Here is a 12,189-nt window from a genome sequence, read left to right on the forward strand (position 1 = left end):
ATGTTACGGACGCTATTGTAAGGTGATCTCGATGCGGTTGCGTCCTTCGTCATGGCGGTAGCTGACGGCGCTGCCCAGCTGGCGTATCAGAAGCAGGCCGACGCCGCCCGCGATGAGTTCTTCCGGCGGCAGCGACAGGTCGGGAGGCGGCGGGCCTTCGGTCAGGGGATTGAACGGCGCCGCCGCGTCTTCATAACACAACACCTGGCCACGCACGCCGACCCACACCGCGTGCGGACTGTCGCCGCCATAGCCGTGCAGGATGCTGTTGCGCAGCAGCTCCTCCAGGATCAATTCGGCGCGCGCCACCAGGCCAGGCGCCAGGCCAGCCTGCGTCAGCGCCATGGCAGCAAATGCCATCGCGCCGGGGATCGCATCCAGCCGTGCCGGAAACTGCAGCAGATGCGCAATACCGGTTTCTTTTTCGTCCATTCGAGCATATTATCGGAATGCTCATGTGAGGAGAAGAACCGTGCAAAGAATAATCGCCACACTGGCAGCCTCCATGGCGCTGCTGGCCAACGCCGCCGAACTCCCGGCCGGCATGATTAAGACCGCAAAAGGCGTCGCCGCTATCGAACGCGAAGGAAAAAAGACCCCGGCCCAAGCCGGCGCCGCGCTGATGGCCAGGGACCGCGTCGTCACCGGCGCCGATGGCAGCGTCGGCATCACGCTACGCGATGAAACGCTGCTGGCGGTTGGTCCGAACAGCAATGTGTGGCTGGAGAAGTACGCTTTCGATCCGACCTCGCACGAGGGCGCGCTGGATGCCACCGTCAAGAAAGGCACGCTGGGCGTCATCTCCGGCAAGCTGTCCAAGCAATCGCCGGGGGCGGTGCAGTTCCGCACGCCGACCTCGATACTCGGTGTACGCGGCACCGAGTTTGTCATCGACGTCAAAGACGGGGAGTAAGCGATGGCCGCCCTTCTGCTATGGGCCATGGGCCTGCTGGCGGCTGTCTCACAGCTGCATCGGGGACCCACCGAGCAAATCACGCTGCTGCCCAGCCAGGACGGCAAGCCCAGCGCCGTGATTATCACCACGGCCGGCAAGGACACTGTCCTCGACAAACCATATCAGACTGCCGCAGTTGACAGCCGTGGCGCCGTCACTACCACAGGCGACAGCGCAGACACCAGGAACCGCTATGGCGCGCTGCTGGAGGCATTGCCGCAGCGCGCTGCGGTGTTCATCGTCTACTTCATCACGGACACCGACAGCCTGACGCCTGAATCGGCAGCGCAGCTGGCAGAAATCAGGTCGCAACTGGCCGCCCGTCCGGCGCCGGAAATTATCGTCATCGGCCACACCGATACGGTAGCAAAGCGCGAATACAACGACGCCCTGTCCTTGCGCCGCGCGCAGACGGTCAAGCGCATCCTGGTCGAAGCAGGCATCGCCGAAAACCAGATTGAAGTGCAGGCGCGCGGCGAGCGTGAACTGCTGGTGCCCACCGCCGACGGTGTGGACGAGCCGCGCAACCGGCGCGTGGAAATCCGCGTGCGTTAGGCCCCGGCGGCCGCTGGACCGTTCCAGCGCAGTACCAGCAGCGTCAGGTCGTCCGATGCTTCGGCGCCGTCCACGTGACGGCGCACGTCATCGCGCACCGCCTGCACCAATGTAGCTGGCGCAGCCGTCACCACGCCGCTGAGCAGGCCATTCAAACGCTCATTGCCGTACAATTCCCCCGCCGCATTCATCGCTTCGCTGATGCCGTCGGTGGTCAGGCACAGGCTTTCGCCCGGATGCAGCTGGTACTGCTGGACGGGGTATTCAAAATCATCCATCACGCACAGCGGCGGACCATCGGCCGGCCGCAGGAGCTCGACCTTGCCCTGGGCCGTGATGCGGCGCGGCGCATCATGGCCGGCGTTGCACAGGAAGACGGCGCCCGTTGCGGCATCAAGCATGCCGGCGACACTGGTCACAAACAGCATCTCCGGATTTTCGCGCACCAGCTCCCGGTTGGCGTCGTTCATAATCACCGCCATATCCGCTTCGCTGCGCAACGCGATGCTGCGTGACAGGGCTTTGGCGACCACCATGAACAAGCTGGCCGGCAGCCCCTTGCCGGAGACATCCCCCACCATGAAGAACACGCGGTCCTGGTCAAGCATGAAGAAGTCATACAGGTCGCCGCCCACTTCTTTCGCCGGCTCCAGCAAGGCATCCAGTTCGAAGCGCCGCTCGCCGGGAAAGGCGCTTGCCGCCTGCGGCAAAGACGCCATCTGAATCCGCCTCGCCGCATTCAGCTCACCCGCCGTGCGGGCTGCGGACTCGCGCGCCGCCTGCAAGGCACGCTCCGACTGTTTGCGGTCGCGTACCGCTGCGGACAGCATGCTGGTCAACAGGCTCAGACAGACAGCCGCATAGCCCAATGCCACCGTCGCTGCATCAAACAGCAGGCCGGCACGTGCGAACAGCAAGGCGCCTGTGCCAAACAGGCCAAGCAGCAGGGCTGCCGCCATCGGCACGCCAACGCGCAGCCGCTGGCGAGGCAGGCGCCAGATGGTCAGCAGGCTGCATGCGCCGAATGCCGCCATTTCTACCCAGCGCATCCACTGCGGACGACGCAGAAAGGCGCCATCGAAGAAGCTTTCGATCATCTGTGCATGCGTGTCTACGCCGGGCAGCAGGTCGCCGCGGGCGTTGGTCTTGTAATCGCTCAGGCCCAGCCCCGTCATGGCGACAATAACGATTTTATTTTCCAGTACATCGGTGCCGGTGCGGCCGCGCATCACATCCAGCGCGGAGATGTAGCGGTCCATGGCTGGCGCCGAGAAGTTGACCCACACCGATCCATCCGGCAGCGTCGGCACACGCAGATCGCCTACCGACACGCTTTGCACACCGCCAGCATCGGCGCTCACCTCGACGGCGGCCGCACCGGTCGCCACGCGCAGCAGCTCCATCGACAGCGATGGCACCAGCGTCTCGCCCACGGCGCCCACCAGGGGCGCACGGCGCACAATCCCTTTTTCCAGATTGGCCGACAGCAGTCCCTGTCCATGCGCCGCCGCCTGCAATATGGGTAGACTGGACATCGCCTGCGGGAAGCGCATCACCGGCAATGGCGCAGCGGCGTGGCCGTCAACCGTGCCCGAAGCACGATGCACCCGCACCGGCCACACGCGCAAGGCGTCACTGGTGCCTGCCTCCACATGCAGGAAGCCCGCCGTTCCCAGCACCACCGGCAGCTGCCGCATCTGCTCCGCCAGTAGCGCATCGTGCGACGGCAGCGTGGCCAGCTCGCCGCGCAGCGGACCATCCGGCAGACGGGCCGCCAGTGATTCGGGCGAGGTGTTGTCCGGCTCCGGCATCAGGATATCCAGCCCGATGGCCAGTGGGTGCTGTTCGCCGATATGCGCCAGCAGCTCGGTAAACAAGGTGCGCGGCCAAGGCCACTGGCCATATTCGCTCAGCGCCGCTTCATCGATGTTGATGATCTGGACCGGACCGGAAAGCCGCTGGCGCGGCAGCTGCACCTGATAGCTATCGAACAGGGCCAGACGCAGCGCAGGTAACGGGCCATCGCCGCCCCGCGCCAGCAGCAAAGCCAGCACCAATGCCAGCAGCAGCGCCAACGGCCTGCCCTGCCCGGCGCGTATGCCGCCCCAGGCGCGCGTTTGCAGTTGGCGCAGCATAGGCGGCTACAGCGTGATTTCCATGCCGTCGTAAGCGGAGACGATGTCCAGCGGCGCTTCGCCGGTAATCTCCGCATAGCGGCGCGTCTCCGCCAGCACGCGCGATATCTGCGCGTCGTCGTAAATAGGCTCGTGGTGGAACAGGCATAGCTGGCGCACGCCGGCCAGCTGGCACAGCTCTACGCCCACCACATTGCTGGAATGGCCCCAGTCGGCCTTGACCGAAATGGAATCGGCCAGCGAGTACATGGCGTCAAAGATCACCAGGTCCGCGTCGCGGAAGAAATCCACGAAAGCCACGCGCTCCGCCGCGTTATCCAGCTTGTGCTCAGAGTCGGTGCTGTAGATGAGCGCCTTGCCATTTTTCTCCAGCCGATAGCCATACGAATCGCCGGCATGCAGCTGCAGCTTGGCGGTCACCGTCACATCGCGTATCTGCGTCGGCACGCCCGGCTCGATCTGTACAAACTCGATGGTGGCGCCCAGCTGGTGGAAGGCCACGGGAAAACTGATCGGCTCCTGCTGGCGGCGGAACGCCGTCTCCAGCTCCTCATGGCAGCCATAAATGATGATGCGGTTGCCCGGAATGTAGGCCGGCGTGAAAAACGGGAAGCCCATGATGTGGTCCCAGTGCAGATGCGACATCAGCACGTGGTAGGTCTGCGGCTTGCCCGGTCCATACCTGGCCAGTTTGGCGCCTGCCAGCGCACGCACGCCGGAACCCAGGTCCAGAATGATGTGCTCATGGATGGCGTCCGTGTCCCAGGCCTCCACTTCCACGCAGCTGGAATTGCCGCCATAGGTGCCGCGCAGTTCGAACGGCAGTTCATCCACATAGCCGGCGATTTTTTCAGCCGTATCCAGATCACGGCCGATAGCGCCCTCCAGCGCCGCCTGCAGTTTGGTGCGGATTTGTTTATGGGTCAGCGCAACAGGCAGCGAACCACGCGCGCCCCAGATGCGCGCTTTCATGAGGCGCTGCCTACAGCGGCCAGCGCCGCCGCGCGATCCGGGAAGATCTCAAACAGCATATCGAAGCGGCTGATGGTGAACACTTCCAGCACCAGCGGCTGCAAGGCCGCCAGCACCATGCGTCCGCCCTGCGCCTTCACCTGCTTGATCGCCACCATCAAGGCGCGCAAGCCGATGCTGCTGATATAACTGACGTTGGAAAAATCGATCACCAGCGATGCGCCGTCTTTGCGGCAGTCCGCCAGGTGCGGGTCGAGCGCCAGTTTGAAAGCATCGGCATGCGTATGATCGATGCGGCCGGAGGGGTTGAGCACGACCGTTCTGCCCTCTTGTGTTGGCTGTAATTCCATGGTGGCGACCCGAATAAATTGGACAACTATTTTTGCATTATCACATTTTTTTATCCTTTTGACACCACCATCTGTGGCGCCCATCCGTGATATTCTTCGCCCTCGATGTTTAGCAGGAGCGCGCGCATGCCGTCACTTAATCAATTCTTCAGGCTCTCCGAGCACGGCAGCAACGTCCGTACCGAAGTCGTCGCCGGGGCGACGACTTTCCTGACGATGGCTTATATCATTTTCGTCAACCCCGCGATTCTGGGCGACGCCGGCGTGCCGAAGGACGCCGTGTTCGTCGCCACCTGCCTCGCCGCTGCGCTGGGCACCATCATCATGGGCCTGTACGCCAACTACCCGATCGGCATGGCGCCGGGCATGGGCCTGAACGCCTACTTCGCCTACGCCGTGGTGCTGGGCATGGGCGTGCCGTGGCAATCGGCGCTGGGCGCCGTGTTCATTTCCGGCTGCCTGTTCGTCATCGTCAGCCTGTTCAGGGTGCGTGAGCAAATCATCAATGGCATACCGCATTCGCTGCGCGTGGCAATCACGGTGGGCCTGGGCCTGTTCCTCGCACTGATCGCGATGAAGAGTGCGGGCCTGGTGGTCGCCAATCCTGAAACGCTGGTGCGCGTGGGGGATATGCACAATCCGCACACCATCATGGCCGTCTTCGGCTTCCTGCTCATCGTCACGCTGGACCGCCTGCAAGTACCTGGCGCGCTGCTGATCGGCATTGTCAGCGTGACGGTCCTGAGTTTCTTCTTCGGCGGGAATACCTTCCACGGCTTCATGTCCTTGCCGCCGTCGATTTCACCGACGCTGTTCCACTTCGACCTGCAAGGCGCGCTGAATATGGGCCTGCTGAACGTGGTGCTGGTGTTCTTCCTGGTCGAACTGTTTGACGCCACCGGCACCCTGATGGGCGTGGCCAGCCGTGCCGGCCTGCTGGTCGGCGGCCGCATGGAACGCCTGAACAAGGCACTGCTGGCCGACAGCTGCGCCATCGTCGCCGGTTCCATGCTGGGCACCTCCAGCACCACGGCGTATCTGGAAAGCGCCGCAGGTGTACAGGCGGGTGGCCGTACCGGTTTGACCGCTGTCGTGGTGGCTGTACTGTTCCTCGCCGCGCTGTTCTTCGCGCCGATAGCAGGCGTGGTGCCAGCCTACGCAACGGCGCCTGCGCTGCTGTTTGTCGCCTGCCTGATGCTGCGCGACTTCATCGACATTGACTGGAGCGACACCACCGAAAGTGTACCGGCCGCGATCACGGCACTGGTGATCCCGTTCACCTACTCCATCGCCCACGGCATCGCCTTCGGTTTCATCACCTACGCTGGCCTGAAACTGCTGACCGGCCAGGCCCGCAAGGTCAAGCCGGTGGTGTGGATCATCGCGATCGTCTTCCTCATCAAATACACCTACATCGCCGCCTGACGCAGGTTGTTCACCACCAGCGTCGGCATTTCCCTGATCGGCAGCACGCCGATCAGGTTATGCAGGCGCATGCGGCATAACGTCAGAATATCCTCCTCCGGCGCCGCCAGGCGCATTTGCACCTCCATGCCGTAGGGCGTACTGGTGGTTCGCAAGGCCCGCAAATCAATCTCCAGGCGACGCACAACCTGCAACGCCGCTTCCAGCGTCGCGATGGGCGCATCTGGCTCGATGCAAAACCGGTAGCTTTTTTGTGTGGTATCCATGCTATCAGCATAGCCGGGAAGGCGAAAAATAGGCTTCCTGAATTTACGCTGATTTTGCCCAATTTCAGCAGATTCTCCTGGCCAGTATAAAATACATGGAATATTCATCCTCAAACATGGATTTTTCATGGAAATCGACGAACTAGATCGCCGCATCCTGCGTGAACTGCGCAAGGACGGCCGCCTGAGTAACACCAAGCTGGCCGAGAAGGTCGGCCTGTCGACCACACCGTGCTGGAACCGCGTGCGCGCACTGGAAGACGGCGGCATGATCGAAGGCTACACCGCGCTGATTAGCCAGACTGCACTGGGCTACCCCGACACCGTCATCATTGAAGTCACGCTGGACCGCCACGACGACGAGATTTTTGAAAAGTTCGGCGAGGCGCTGGCCACGCTGCCGGAAGTCATGGAAGCCTATCTGCTGACCGGCGATTATGACTATCTAATCAAGGTCGCCGTGGCCGGCACTGCGGGCTACGAGGAATTCCTGCGCAAGAAACTCTACAAGCTGCCGGGCCTGAAGCACAGCCGCTCCACCTTCGTGCTGCGCTGCCTGAAGCGCACACAGTCGGTCGAACCCTAGGTATGTGCGGCTGCGTACAGAGGCCACTTTCAAAAACGTACATGCTCAAGGCTCATCCACACAGGAGAAGACAATGAACAAGACGTTGAAAATCGCCGCAGCCATCGCAGCCATGGGGTTGGCCTCGCAGGCGTTTGCACAAATCACTTTTTACGAAGGCGACGGCCTGCGTGGCCGTGCTTACAGCGCCAACGGCCAGGTCCGGGATCTGGGCCGCGTCGGATTTAACGACCGCGCTTCCTCGGTATTCGTCGACCGCGGCCGCTGGGAAGTCTGCGAAGATTCCAACTTCCGCGGTCAATGCATGGTCCTGCGCCCCGGCAGCTATGAATCGCTGAGCGGCATGGGCCTCAACAACCGTATTTCCTCGGTACGCCCGGTCAAGGTACGCGACCGTTACGACAATGAAGCACCGCCACCGCTGGCGCAGCCAAGCTACGAGTGGCGACGCCGTCCTAGCGAGCGCGTAGTCCAGGTGCCAGTCACCTCGGTGCGCGCCGTGGTGGGCACGCCTGAGCAGCGCTGCTGGGTCGAACGCCAGCAAGTCAATGAGCCATCGCGCCCCAACGCGGGCGGCGTCATCGCCGGCGCGCTGATTGGCGGCATCCTGGGTCACCAGGTGGGCGGCGGCACCGGACGTGATGTGGCCACGGCCGGCGGCGCTATCGCCGGCGCTGCTGTCGGCAACAACGTCGCCAACCAGAACAACAGCTACTCGCGCGACGTACGCCGCTGCGAAAATGTCAGCAATCCCAAGCCGGAATACTGGGACGTGACGTACAACTACCGTGGCGTTGAGCATCGCGTACAAATGAATACGCCACCGGCGTCCAATATCGCCGTCAACGCGCAAACCGGCGAACCACGCATGTAAGCGGTTGCGGCGGCTGTTATGCTCATGTAGAATGAATGAGAATAGTTCTTATTCTCAAATTCATGACAGCCGCCGTACTCCACACCCATTTCACCGACCTATACAGTGCGCACCACTCCTGGCTGCAGCGCTGGCTATGCGTCAAACTGGGCAACGCGCATGACGCGGCGGACCTCACACAAGACACTTTCACCCGTATTCTTGGTCGAAACGACCTGGCAACGCTGCACGAGCCGCGCGCCTACCTGACCACCGTCGCCAAAGGTGTACTGGTCAACTGGTATCAGCGCCAGGCGCTGGAACGCGCCTACCTTGAAGCGCTGGCGACGCTGCCCGAACCAACTGCCATCTCGCCCGAGCAGCGCATGGTGATCCTGGAAACCCTGCACGAAATCGACGCCATGCTGGACTCCCTGCCCGCCAAGGTCAAGCAGGCCTTCCTGATGGCGCAGCTGGATGGTCTGGGCTACGCCGAGATCGCGGCCAGCCTGGGCATGTCCGTCATCACCATCAAGCGTTATATGAAACAAGCCTTCCTGCAATGCCTGCTGGCGATGGAGGATTTCGCATGAATGCGCGCGTCTCGCCGAAGGCACTGGAACAGGCGGCGGAATGGCTGGTCCGGTTACAGGACGGCGCCACCAGCGCCGACCACGCGGCCTGCGAACAATGGCGCAGCAGCGATCCACAGCATGCCCTGGCCTGGGAGCGCGCCGAAAAGCTGATGAGCAAACTGGGAACGCTGCCGCCGGAACTGGCGATGCCGGTGCTGAGCCGCGCACCGGGCTCGCGCCGTGCGGCGGTCACGCGCATCGTCGCCCTGATGCTGACCGTGCCGGCCGGCTGGGCCGCGTGGCGCTATGCCGAATCGCAGCCATGGGCGGGCGAAATCCATACCGCCACCGGCGAACGCCGCCTCGTCACGCTGGCGGATGGCACCAGCGTCACACTGAACACCGCCAGCGCCATCGACGTCCGCTACACGGCAGAGGAGCGCCTGATCGTCCTGCGCAATGGCGAAATCCTGGTCCGCAGCGCATCGACGCCTGACGCGCGCCCGCTGCGGGTCAGCACCGCAGAAGGCCTCATGCAGCCGCTGGGCACCGTCTTTAACGTACGCCGCCACGCATGCAGTACCGAACTCGCCGTACTCGAAGGCGCGGTCCGCGTCACGCCAGCGCACGCAGCGCAGAACGTGCAGGTCATCGGCGCCGGCACACAGACGCGCTTCAACGCCCGCCACATCGCTCCCGCACGCGCTATCGATCCCGCCCTGAGTGCCTGGACCACCGGCATGCTGCTGGCCGACCAGATGCGGCTGGAGGATCTGGTGGCGGAGCTGTCGCGCTATCGTAAAGGCCTGCTCCGGGTGGATCCGGCGGTGGCATCGCTGCGCGTGTCCGGCGCCTTTCCCATCACCGATACCGAGCGCACGCTGGACATGCTGGTCTCCACCTATCCGGTCGACGCCGTACAGCGCCTGCGCGGCTACTGGATCACGCTCACGCCACGCGGCTAAAAAATATTTTTGCATTGTCCTGATACTTTTTTGCGGCCCGGCTGGCAAACAGGCAGTAACCAATTAACTGCCAACCAAAAGGAAGTCGCTGTAATGCCGATCCACCGCTCCACCTCGTCCGAACGCCGCCTGGCGCGCGCTGTCCGCATCGCCCTGCTCAGCATGACGCTGGCCGCTGGCCCGGCGGTCATCGCTGCAGAAGCACCCGTCGCCGCGCCGCAAACCTATCAACTGCCCGCAGGTCCGCTGGGCCGCACGTTGTCCGGCGTTGCGGTTGGCGCAGGCATCCCGCTGTCGTTCGACCCGGCGCTGACGGCGGGCCTGAGCAGCCCTGCGCTCACCGGCAACTACCCGCCGCGCGTGGCGCTGGAACGCCTGCTGGCGGGTAGCGGCCTGATACTGGTCACGCGGACCGACGGCACGCTGACCCTGCAAAAACAGCACGCCGCCCCCAGCCCTACCGCAGCAACGAGCGCGAATGCCGCTCCGGCTACGCTGGCTCAGGTGGAGGTACGGGGAGTAGGCGAAGGCGCGCCGGGCAACTTGCGCAGCACCGGCGCTACCGGCCTGGAACTGTCGATACGTGAAACACCCCAGGCGATGAGCGTCATGACGCGCCAACGCATTGAAGACCAGCGGCTGGAAACCCTGCAGGACGTGGTCGCACAAACCACCGGCATCACGCTCGATCATTCATCCACCACGCGCGAAACGGACCAGATGTACTCGCGTGGCTTCGCCATCGACACCTATCTGTTCGACGGCATCCCCACCACCAGGCTGGTCGAGCCTTCGGGTTTCGACGCCAACATCTACGAGAAGATTGAAGTGGTGCGCGGTGCAGCAGGTCTGATGGGCGGCACCGGTAGCCCGGCCGCCGCCGTCAACCTGGTGCGCAAGCGCCCTGCGCGCGAGCTCCATGCCGGCTTCGAGCTGCAGGCCGGTTCGTGGGACCGTTTTCGCGCGCAGGCCGACATCTCGGCGCCGCTCAGTGAAGACAAGCATGTCCGCAGCCGCATCGTCGTCGCCCAGCAGGACGACCACTCCTTCATCGACCGCTTTCATCAGGACAAGGACCTGTTCTACGGCGTGGTCGAAGCGGATGTCACGCCATCCACACTGCTCAGCGCTGGCCTGATCTACCAGAACGAAAAGCTGGAAGGCGCCAGCCGCCGCTTCGCCGGCTTTTACAGCGACGGCAGCCTGACCGACTTCCCGCGCTCCATCAACAGCGCGGCCGGCTACTCTTACTTCAAACGCAAGCAAAGCCTCGGCTTCGTCACACTTGAACACTTCTTCGACAACGAATGGAGCGCCAAGCTGGCCATCAACTACGCAGCCAACCAGTACGACGCGGTACAGGGTTACGCCATGCGCGGTAATCTGGACAGGCAAACCGGCGGCGGCCTGTCGCAGTGGGTCACCAAGTGGGATTCCAAACCGGAGCAGCTCACGGTTGACGCCTTTGCCAGCGGCCCGTTCACCGCTTTCGGCCGCAAACATGAGCTGGTGCTTGGCATGAGCGCATCGCGCATGGAGCTCAAAGGCCCGAGTTATCCGGCCTGGATACTGCCGGGCTACGATGCCAGCATCCCGAACTTCTACACCTGGAACGGCAACTCGCCCATGCCGGACTACCACGGCAAGGTCACAGGCAGCTCGCTGGAACGCGAGAAGCAGCTGGCCGCTTATGGCTCCATGCGCCTGCGTCCGACGGACGAACTGTCGCTGATACTGGGCGCGCGCGTCACCAACTGGCAGCGCGATACGGAAACTGTGGAATTCGGCGCGCCCACCGTCGCCGACAGCTTCCGCAAGAATGGCAAGCTGACGCCGTATGCCGGCGCAGTCTACACGCTGAATCCCGCATGGTCGGCCTACGCCAGCTACACCAGCATCTTCTCGCCGCAAAGCTATCGCAAGCGCGACAACAGCCTGTTGCCGCCGCTCGAAGGCAACAACACGGAAGTGGGCGTCAAGGGTGACTTCCTCAATGGCCTGCTGAGCACCAGCGTTTCGGTATTCCGCATGAAGCAGGACAATCTGGCGGAAATCGATCAGGACATGCTGCTGTTGCCTGCGGGCGGCGGCACCTACGCTTATCACACGGTCAAAGGCGCAACGGCGCAAGGCTATGAGCTGGAAGTCTCGGGACAAGTCCATCCAGGCTGGCAGCTCACCGCCGGCTACGCCCATTCACGTATCGAGGACAGCCAGGGGAGCCGCCTGCAAACGGGCCAGCCGCTCAACAACTTCAAACTGTGGACCAGCTACGATGTCAACAAGCTGACGGTAGGCGGCGGCATCAACTGGCAGGACGAGGTCTACACCGAAAGCGCCGGCCCGCACGGCGAGCGCTTCACGCAGCACAGCTACGTGCTGCTGGCGCTGATGGCGCGCTATCGCCTGACGCGCGAACTGTCGGCAACCGTGAACCTCAACAACCTGCTCGACAAGAAGTACTACTCATCCGCTGCGGGCGGCTTCTATGGCGATCCACGCAACGTCATGCTGTCGCTGAACTATCGCTTCCGCTAAGCCACCGAGGACTC

Annotated in this window: 13 protein-coding genes; 8 read left to right on the top strand and 5 right to left on the bottom strand. The window is 63.2% G+C overall.

Annotated elements, in window-relative coordinates; translation table 11 throughout:
• Positions 1–12: 12 nt before the first annotated feature.
• Positions 13–432, bottom strand: coding sequence for an ATP-binding protein (locus tag BUA36_RS05635; RefSeq protein WP_072782147.1), 420 nt, complete (start codon positions 430–432; stop codon positions 13–15).
• Between the two features lie 40 nt (positions 433–472).
• On the opposite strand from BUA36_RS05635, the gene BUA36_RS05640 reads away from it, so the two are divergent.
• Entirely contained in the window at positions 473–913 is a 441-nt protein-coding gene (locus tag BUA36_RS05640) for a FecR family protein (protein WP_229255614.1), read from the top strand.
• Positions 914–916: 3 nt separating this feature from the next.
• Positions 917–1,510, top strand: coding sequence for an OmpA family protein (locus tag BUA36_RS05645; RefSeq protein WP_072782150.1), 594 nt, complete (start codon positions 917–919; stop codon positions 1,508–1,510).
• Here the strand turns inward: BUA36_RS05645 and BUA36_RS05650 are convergent.
• Genes BUA36_RS05650 through BUA36_RS05660 form a run of 3 tightly spaced genes read right to left on the bottom strand, consistent with a single transcriptional unit; the run spans position 1,507 to position 4,967 of the window.
• Positions 1,507–3,645, bottom strand: coding sequence for a SpoIIE family protein phosphatase (locus BUA36_RS05650; protein WP_072782153.1), 2,139 nt, complete (start codon positions 3,643–3,645; stop codon positions 1,507–1,509). The two genes, BUA36_RS05645 and BUA36_RS05650, sit on opposite strands and share 4 nt — an antisense overlap.
• 6 nt (positions 3,646–3,651) lie before the next feature.
• On the bottom strand, positions 3,652–4,617 hold the full coding sequence (locus BUA36_RS05655; RefSeq protein WP_072782155.1) for an MBL fold metallo-hydrolase: 966 nt from the start codon (positions 4,615–4,617) through the stop codon (positions 3,652–3,654).
• Positions 4,614–4,967, bottom strand: coding sequence for an STAS domain-containing protein (locus tag BUA36_RS05660; protein ID WP_072782158.1), 354 nt, complete (start codon positions 4,965–4,967; stop codon positions 4,614–4,616). Before BUA36_RS05660 ends, BUA36_RS05655 begins: the two co-directional genes overlap by 4 nt.
• A 126-nt stretch (positions 4,968–5,093) precedes the next feature.
• On the opposite strand from BUA36_RS05660, the gene BUA36_RS05665 reads away from it, so the two are divergent.
• Positions 5,094–6,392: an NCS2 family permease gene (locus tag BUA36_RS05665; protein ID WP_072782160.1), complete on the top strand. Its 1,299-nt coding sequence runs from the start codon at positions 5,094–5,096 to the stop codon at positions 6,390–6,392.
• On the opposite strand, the gene BUA36_RS05670 is transcribed toward BUA36_RS05665, so the two are convergent.
• Positions 6,377–6,658: a hypothetical protein gene (locus BUA36_RS05670; protein WP_072782163.1), complete on the bottom strand. Its 282-nt coding sequence runs from the start codon at positions 6,656–6,658 to the stop codon at positions 6,377–6,379. The genes BUA36_RS05665 and BUA36_RS05670 overlap by 16 nt on opposite strands.
• Before the next feature lie 127 nt (positions 6,659–6,785).
• On the opposite strand from BUA36_RS05670, the gene BUA36_RS05675 reads away from it, so the two are divergent.
• The 5 genes from BUA36_RS05675 (at position 6,786) to BUA36_RS05695 (ending at position 12,175) form a co-directional block, all read left to right on the top strand.
• Complete coding sequence (locus BUA36_RS05675; protein ID WP_072782165.1) at positions 6,786–7,244, top strand: Lrp/AsnC family transcriptional regulator; 459 nt, start codon at positions 6,786–6,788, stop codon at positions 7,242–7,244.
• Between the two features lie 73 nt (positions 7,245–7,317).
• Positions 7,318–8,118, top strand: coding sequence for a beta/gamma crystallin-related protein (locus tag BUA36_RS31520; RefSeq protein ID WP_072782167.1), 801 nt, complete (start codon positions 7,318–7,320; stop codon positions 8,116–8,118).
• Positions 8,119–8,180: 62 nt separating this feature from the next.
• Positions 8,181–8,690: a sigma-70 family RNA polymerase sigma factor gene (locus BUA36_RS05685; RefSeq protein WP_072782168.1), complete on the top strand. Its 510-nt coding sequence runs from the start codon at positions 8,181–8,183 to the stop codon at positions 8,688–8,690.
• On the top strand, positions 8,687–9,637 hold the full coding sequence (locus BUA36_RS05690; RefSeq protein WP_208861856.1) for a FecR domain-containing protein: 951 nt from the start codon (positions 8,687–8,689) through the stop codon (positions 9,635–9,637). The genes BUA36_RS05685 and BUA36_RS05690 overlap by 4 nt, the downstream gene beginning before the upstream one ends.
• Positions 9,638–9,730: 93 nt before the next feature.
• Positions 9,731–12,175: a TonB-dependent siderophore receptor gene (locus BUA36_RS05695; RefSeq protein WP_072782170.1), complete on the top strand. Its 2,445-nt coding sequence runs from the start codon at positions 9,731–9,733 to the stop codon at positions 12,173–12,175.
• The last annotated feature ends 14 nt before the right edge of the window (positions 12,176–12,189 follow it).

Source organism: Duganella sacchari, from assembly GCF_900143065.1.
GTDB classification, from domain to species: domain Bacteria; phylum Pseudomonadota; class Gammaproteobacteria; order Burkholderiales; family Burkholderiaceae_D; genus Rugamonas; species Rugamonas sacchari.

Coding starts and splice junctions, on each gene's coding strand:
- BUA36_RS05635 (WP_072782147.1), bottom strand. CDS start 432: ATGGACGAAAAAGAAACCGGTATTGCGCATCTGCTGCAGTTTCCGGCA.
- BUA36_RS05645 (WP_072782150.1), top strand. CDS start 917: ATGGCCGCCCTTCTGCTATGGGCCATGGGCCTGCTGGCGGCTGTCTCA.
- BUA36_RS05650 (WP_072782153.1), bottom strand. CDS start 3,645: ATGCTGCGCCAACTGCAAACGCGCGCCTGGGGCGGCATACGCGCCGGG.
- BUA36_RS05655 (WP_072782155.1), bottom strand. CDS start 4,617: ATGAAAGCGCGCATCTGGGGCGCGCGTGGTTCGCTGCCTGTTGCGCTG.
- BUA36_RS05660 (WP_072782158.1), bottom strand. CDS start 4,967: ATGGAATTACAGCCAACACAAGAGGGCAGAACGGTCGTGCTCAACCCC.
- BUA36_RS05665 (WP_072782160.1), top strand. CDS start 5,094: ATGCCGTCACTTAATCAATTCTTCAGGCTCTCCGAGCACGGCAGCAAC.
- BUA36_RS05670 (WP_072782163.1), bottom strand. CDS start 6,658: ATGGATACCACACAAAAAAGCTACCGGTTTTGCATCGAGCCAGATGCG.
- BUA36_RS05675 (WP_072782165.1), top strand. CDS start 6,786: ATGGAAATCGACGAACTAGATCGCCGCATCCTGCGTGAACTGCGCAAG.
- BUA36_RS31520 (WP_072782167.1), top strand. CDS start 7,318: ATGAACAAGACGTTGAAAATCGCCGCAGCCATCGCAGCCATGGGGTTG.
- BUA36_RS05685 (WP_072782168.1), top strand. CDS start 8,181: ATGACAGCCGCCGTACTCCACACCCATTTCACCGACCTATACAGTGCG.
- BUA36_RS05690 (WP_208861856.1), top strand. CDS start 8,687: ATGAATGCGCGCGTCTCGCCGAAGGCACTGGAACAGGCGGCGGAATGG.
- BUA36_RS05695 (WP_072782170.1), top strand. CDS start 9,731: ATGCCGATCCACCGCTCCACCTCGTCCGAACGCCGCCTGGCGCGCGCT.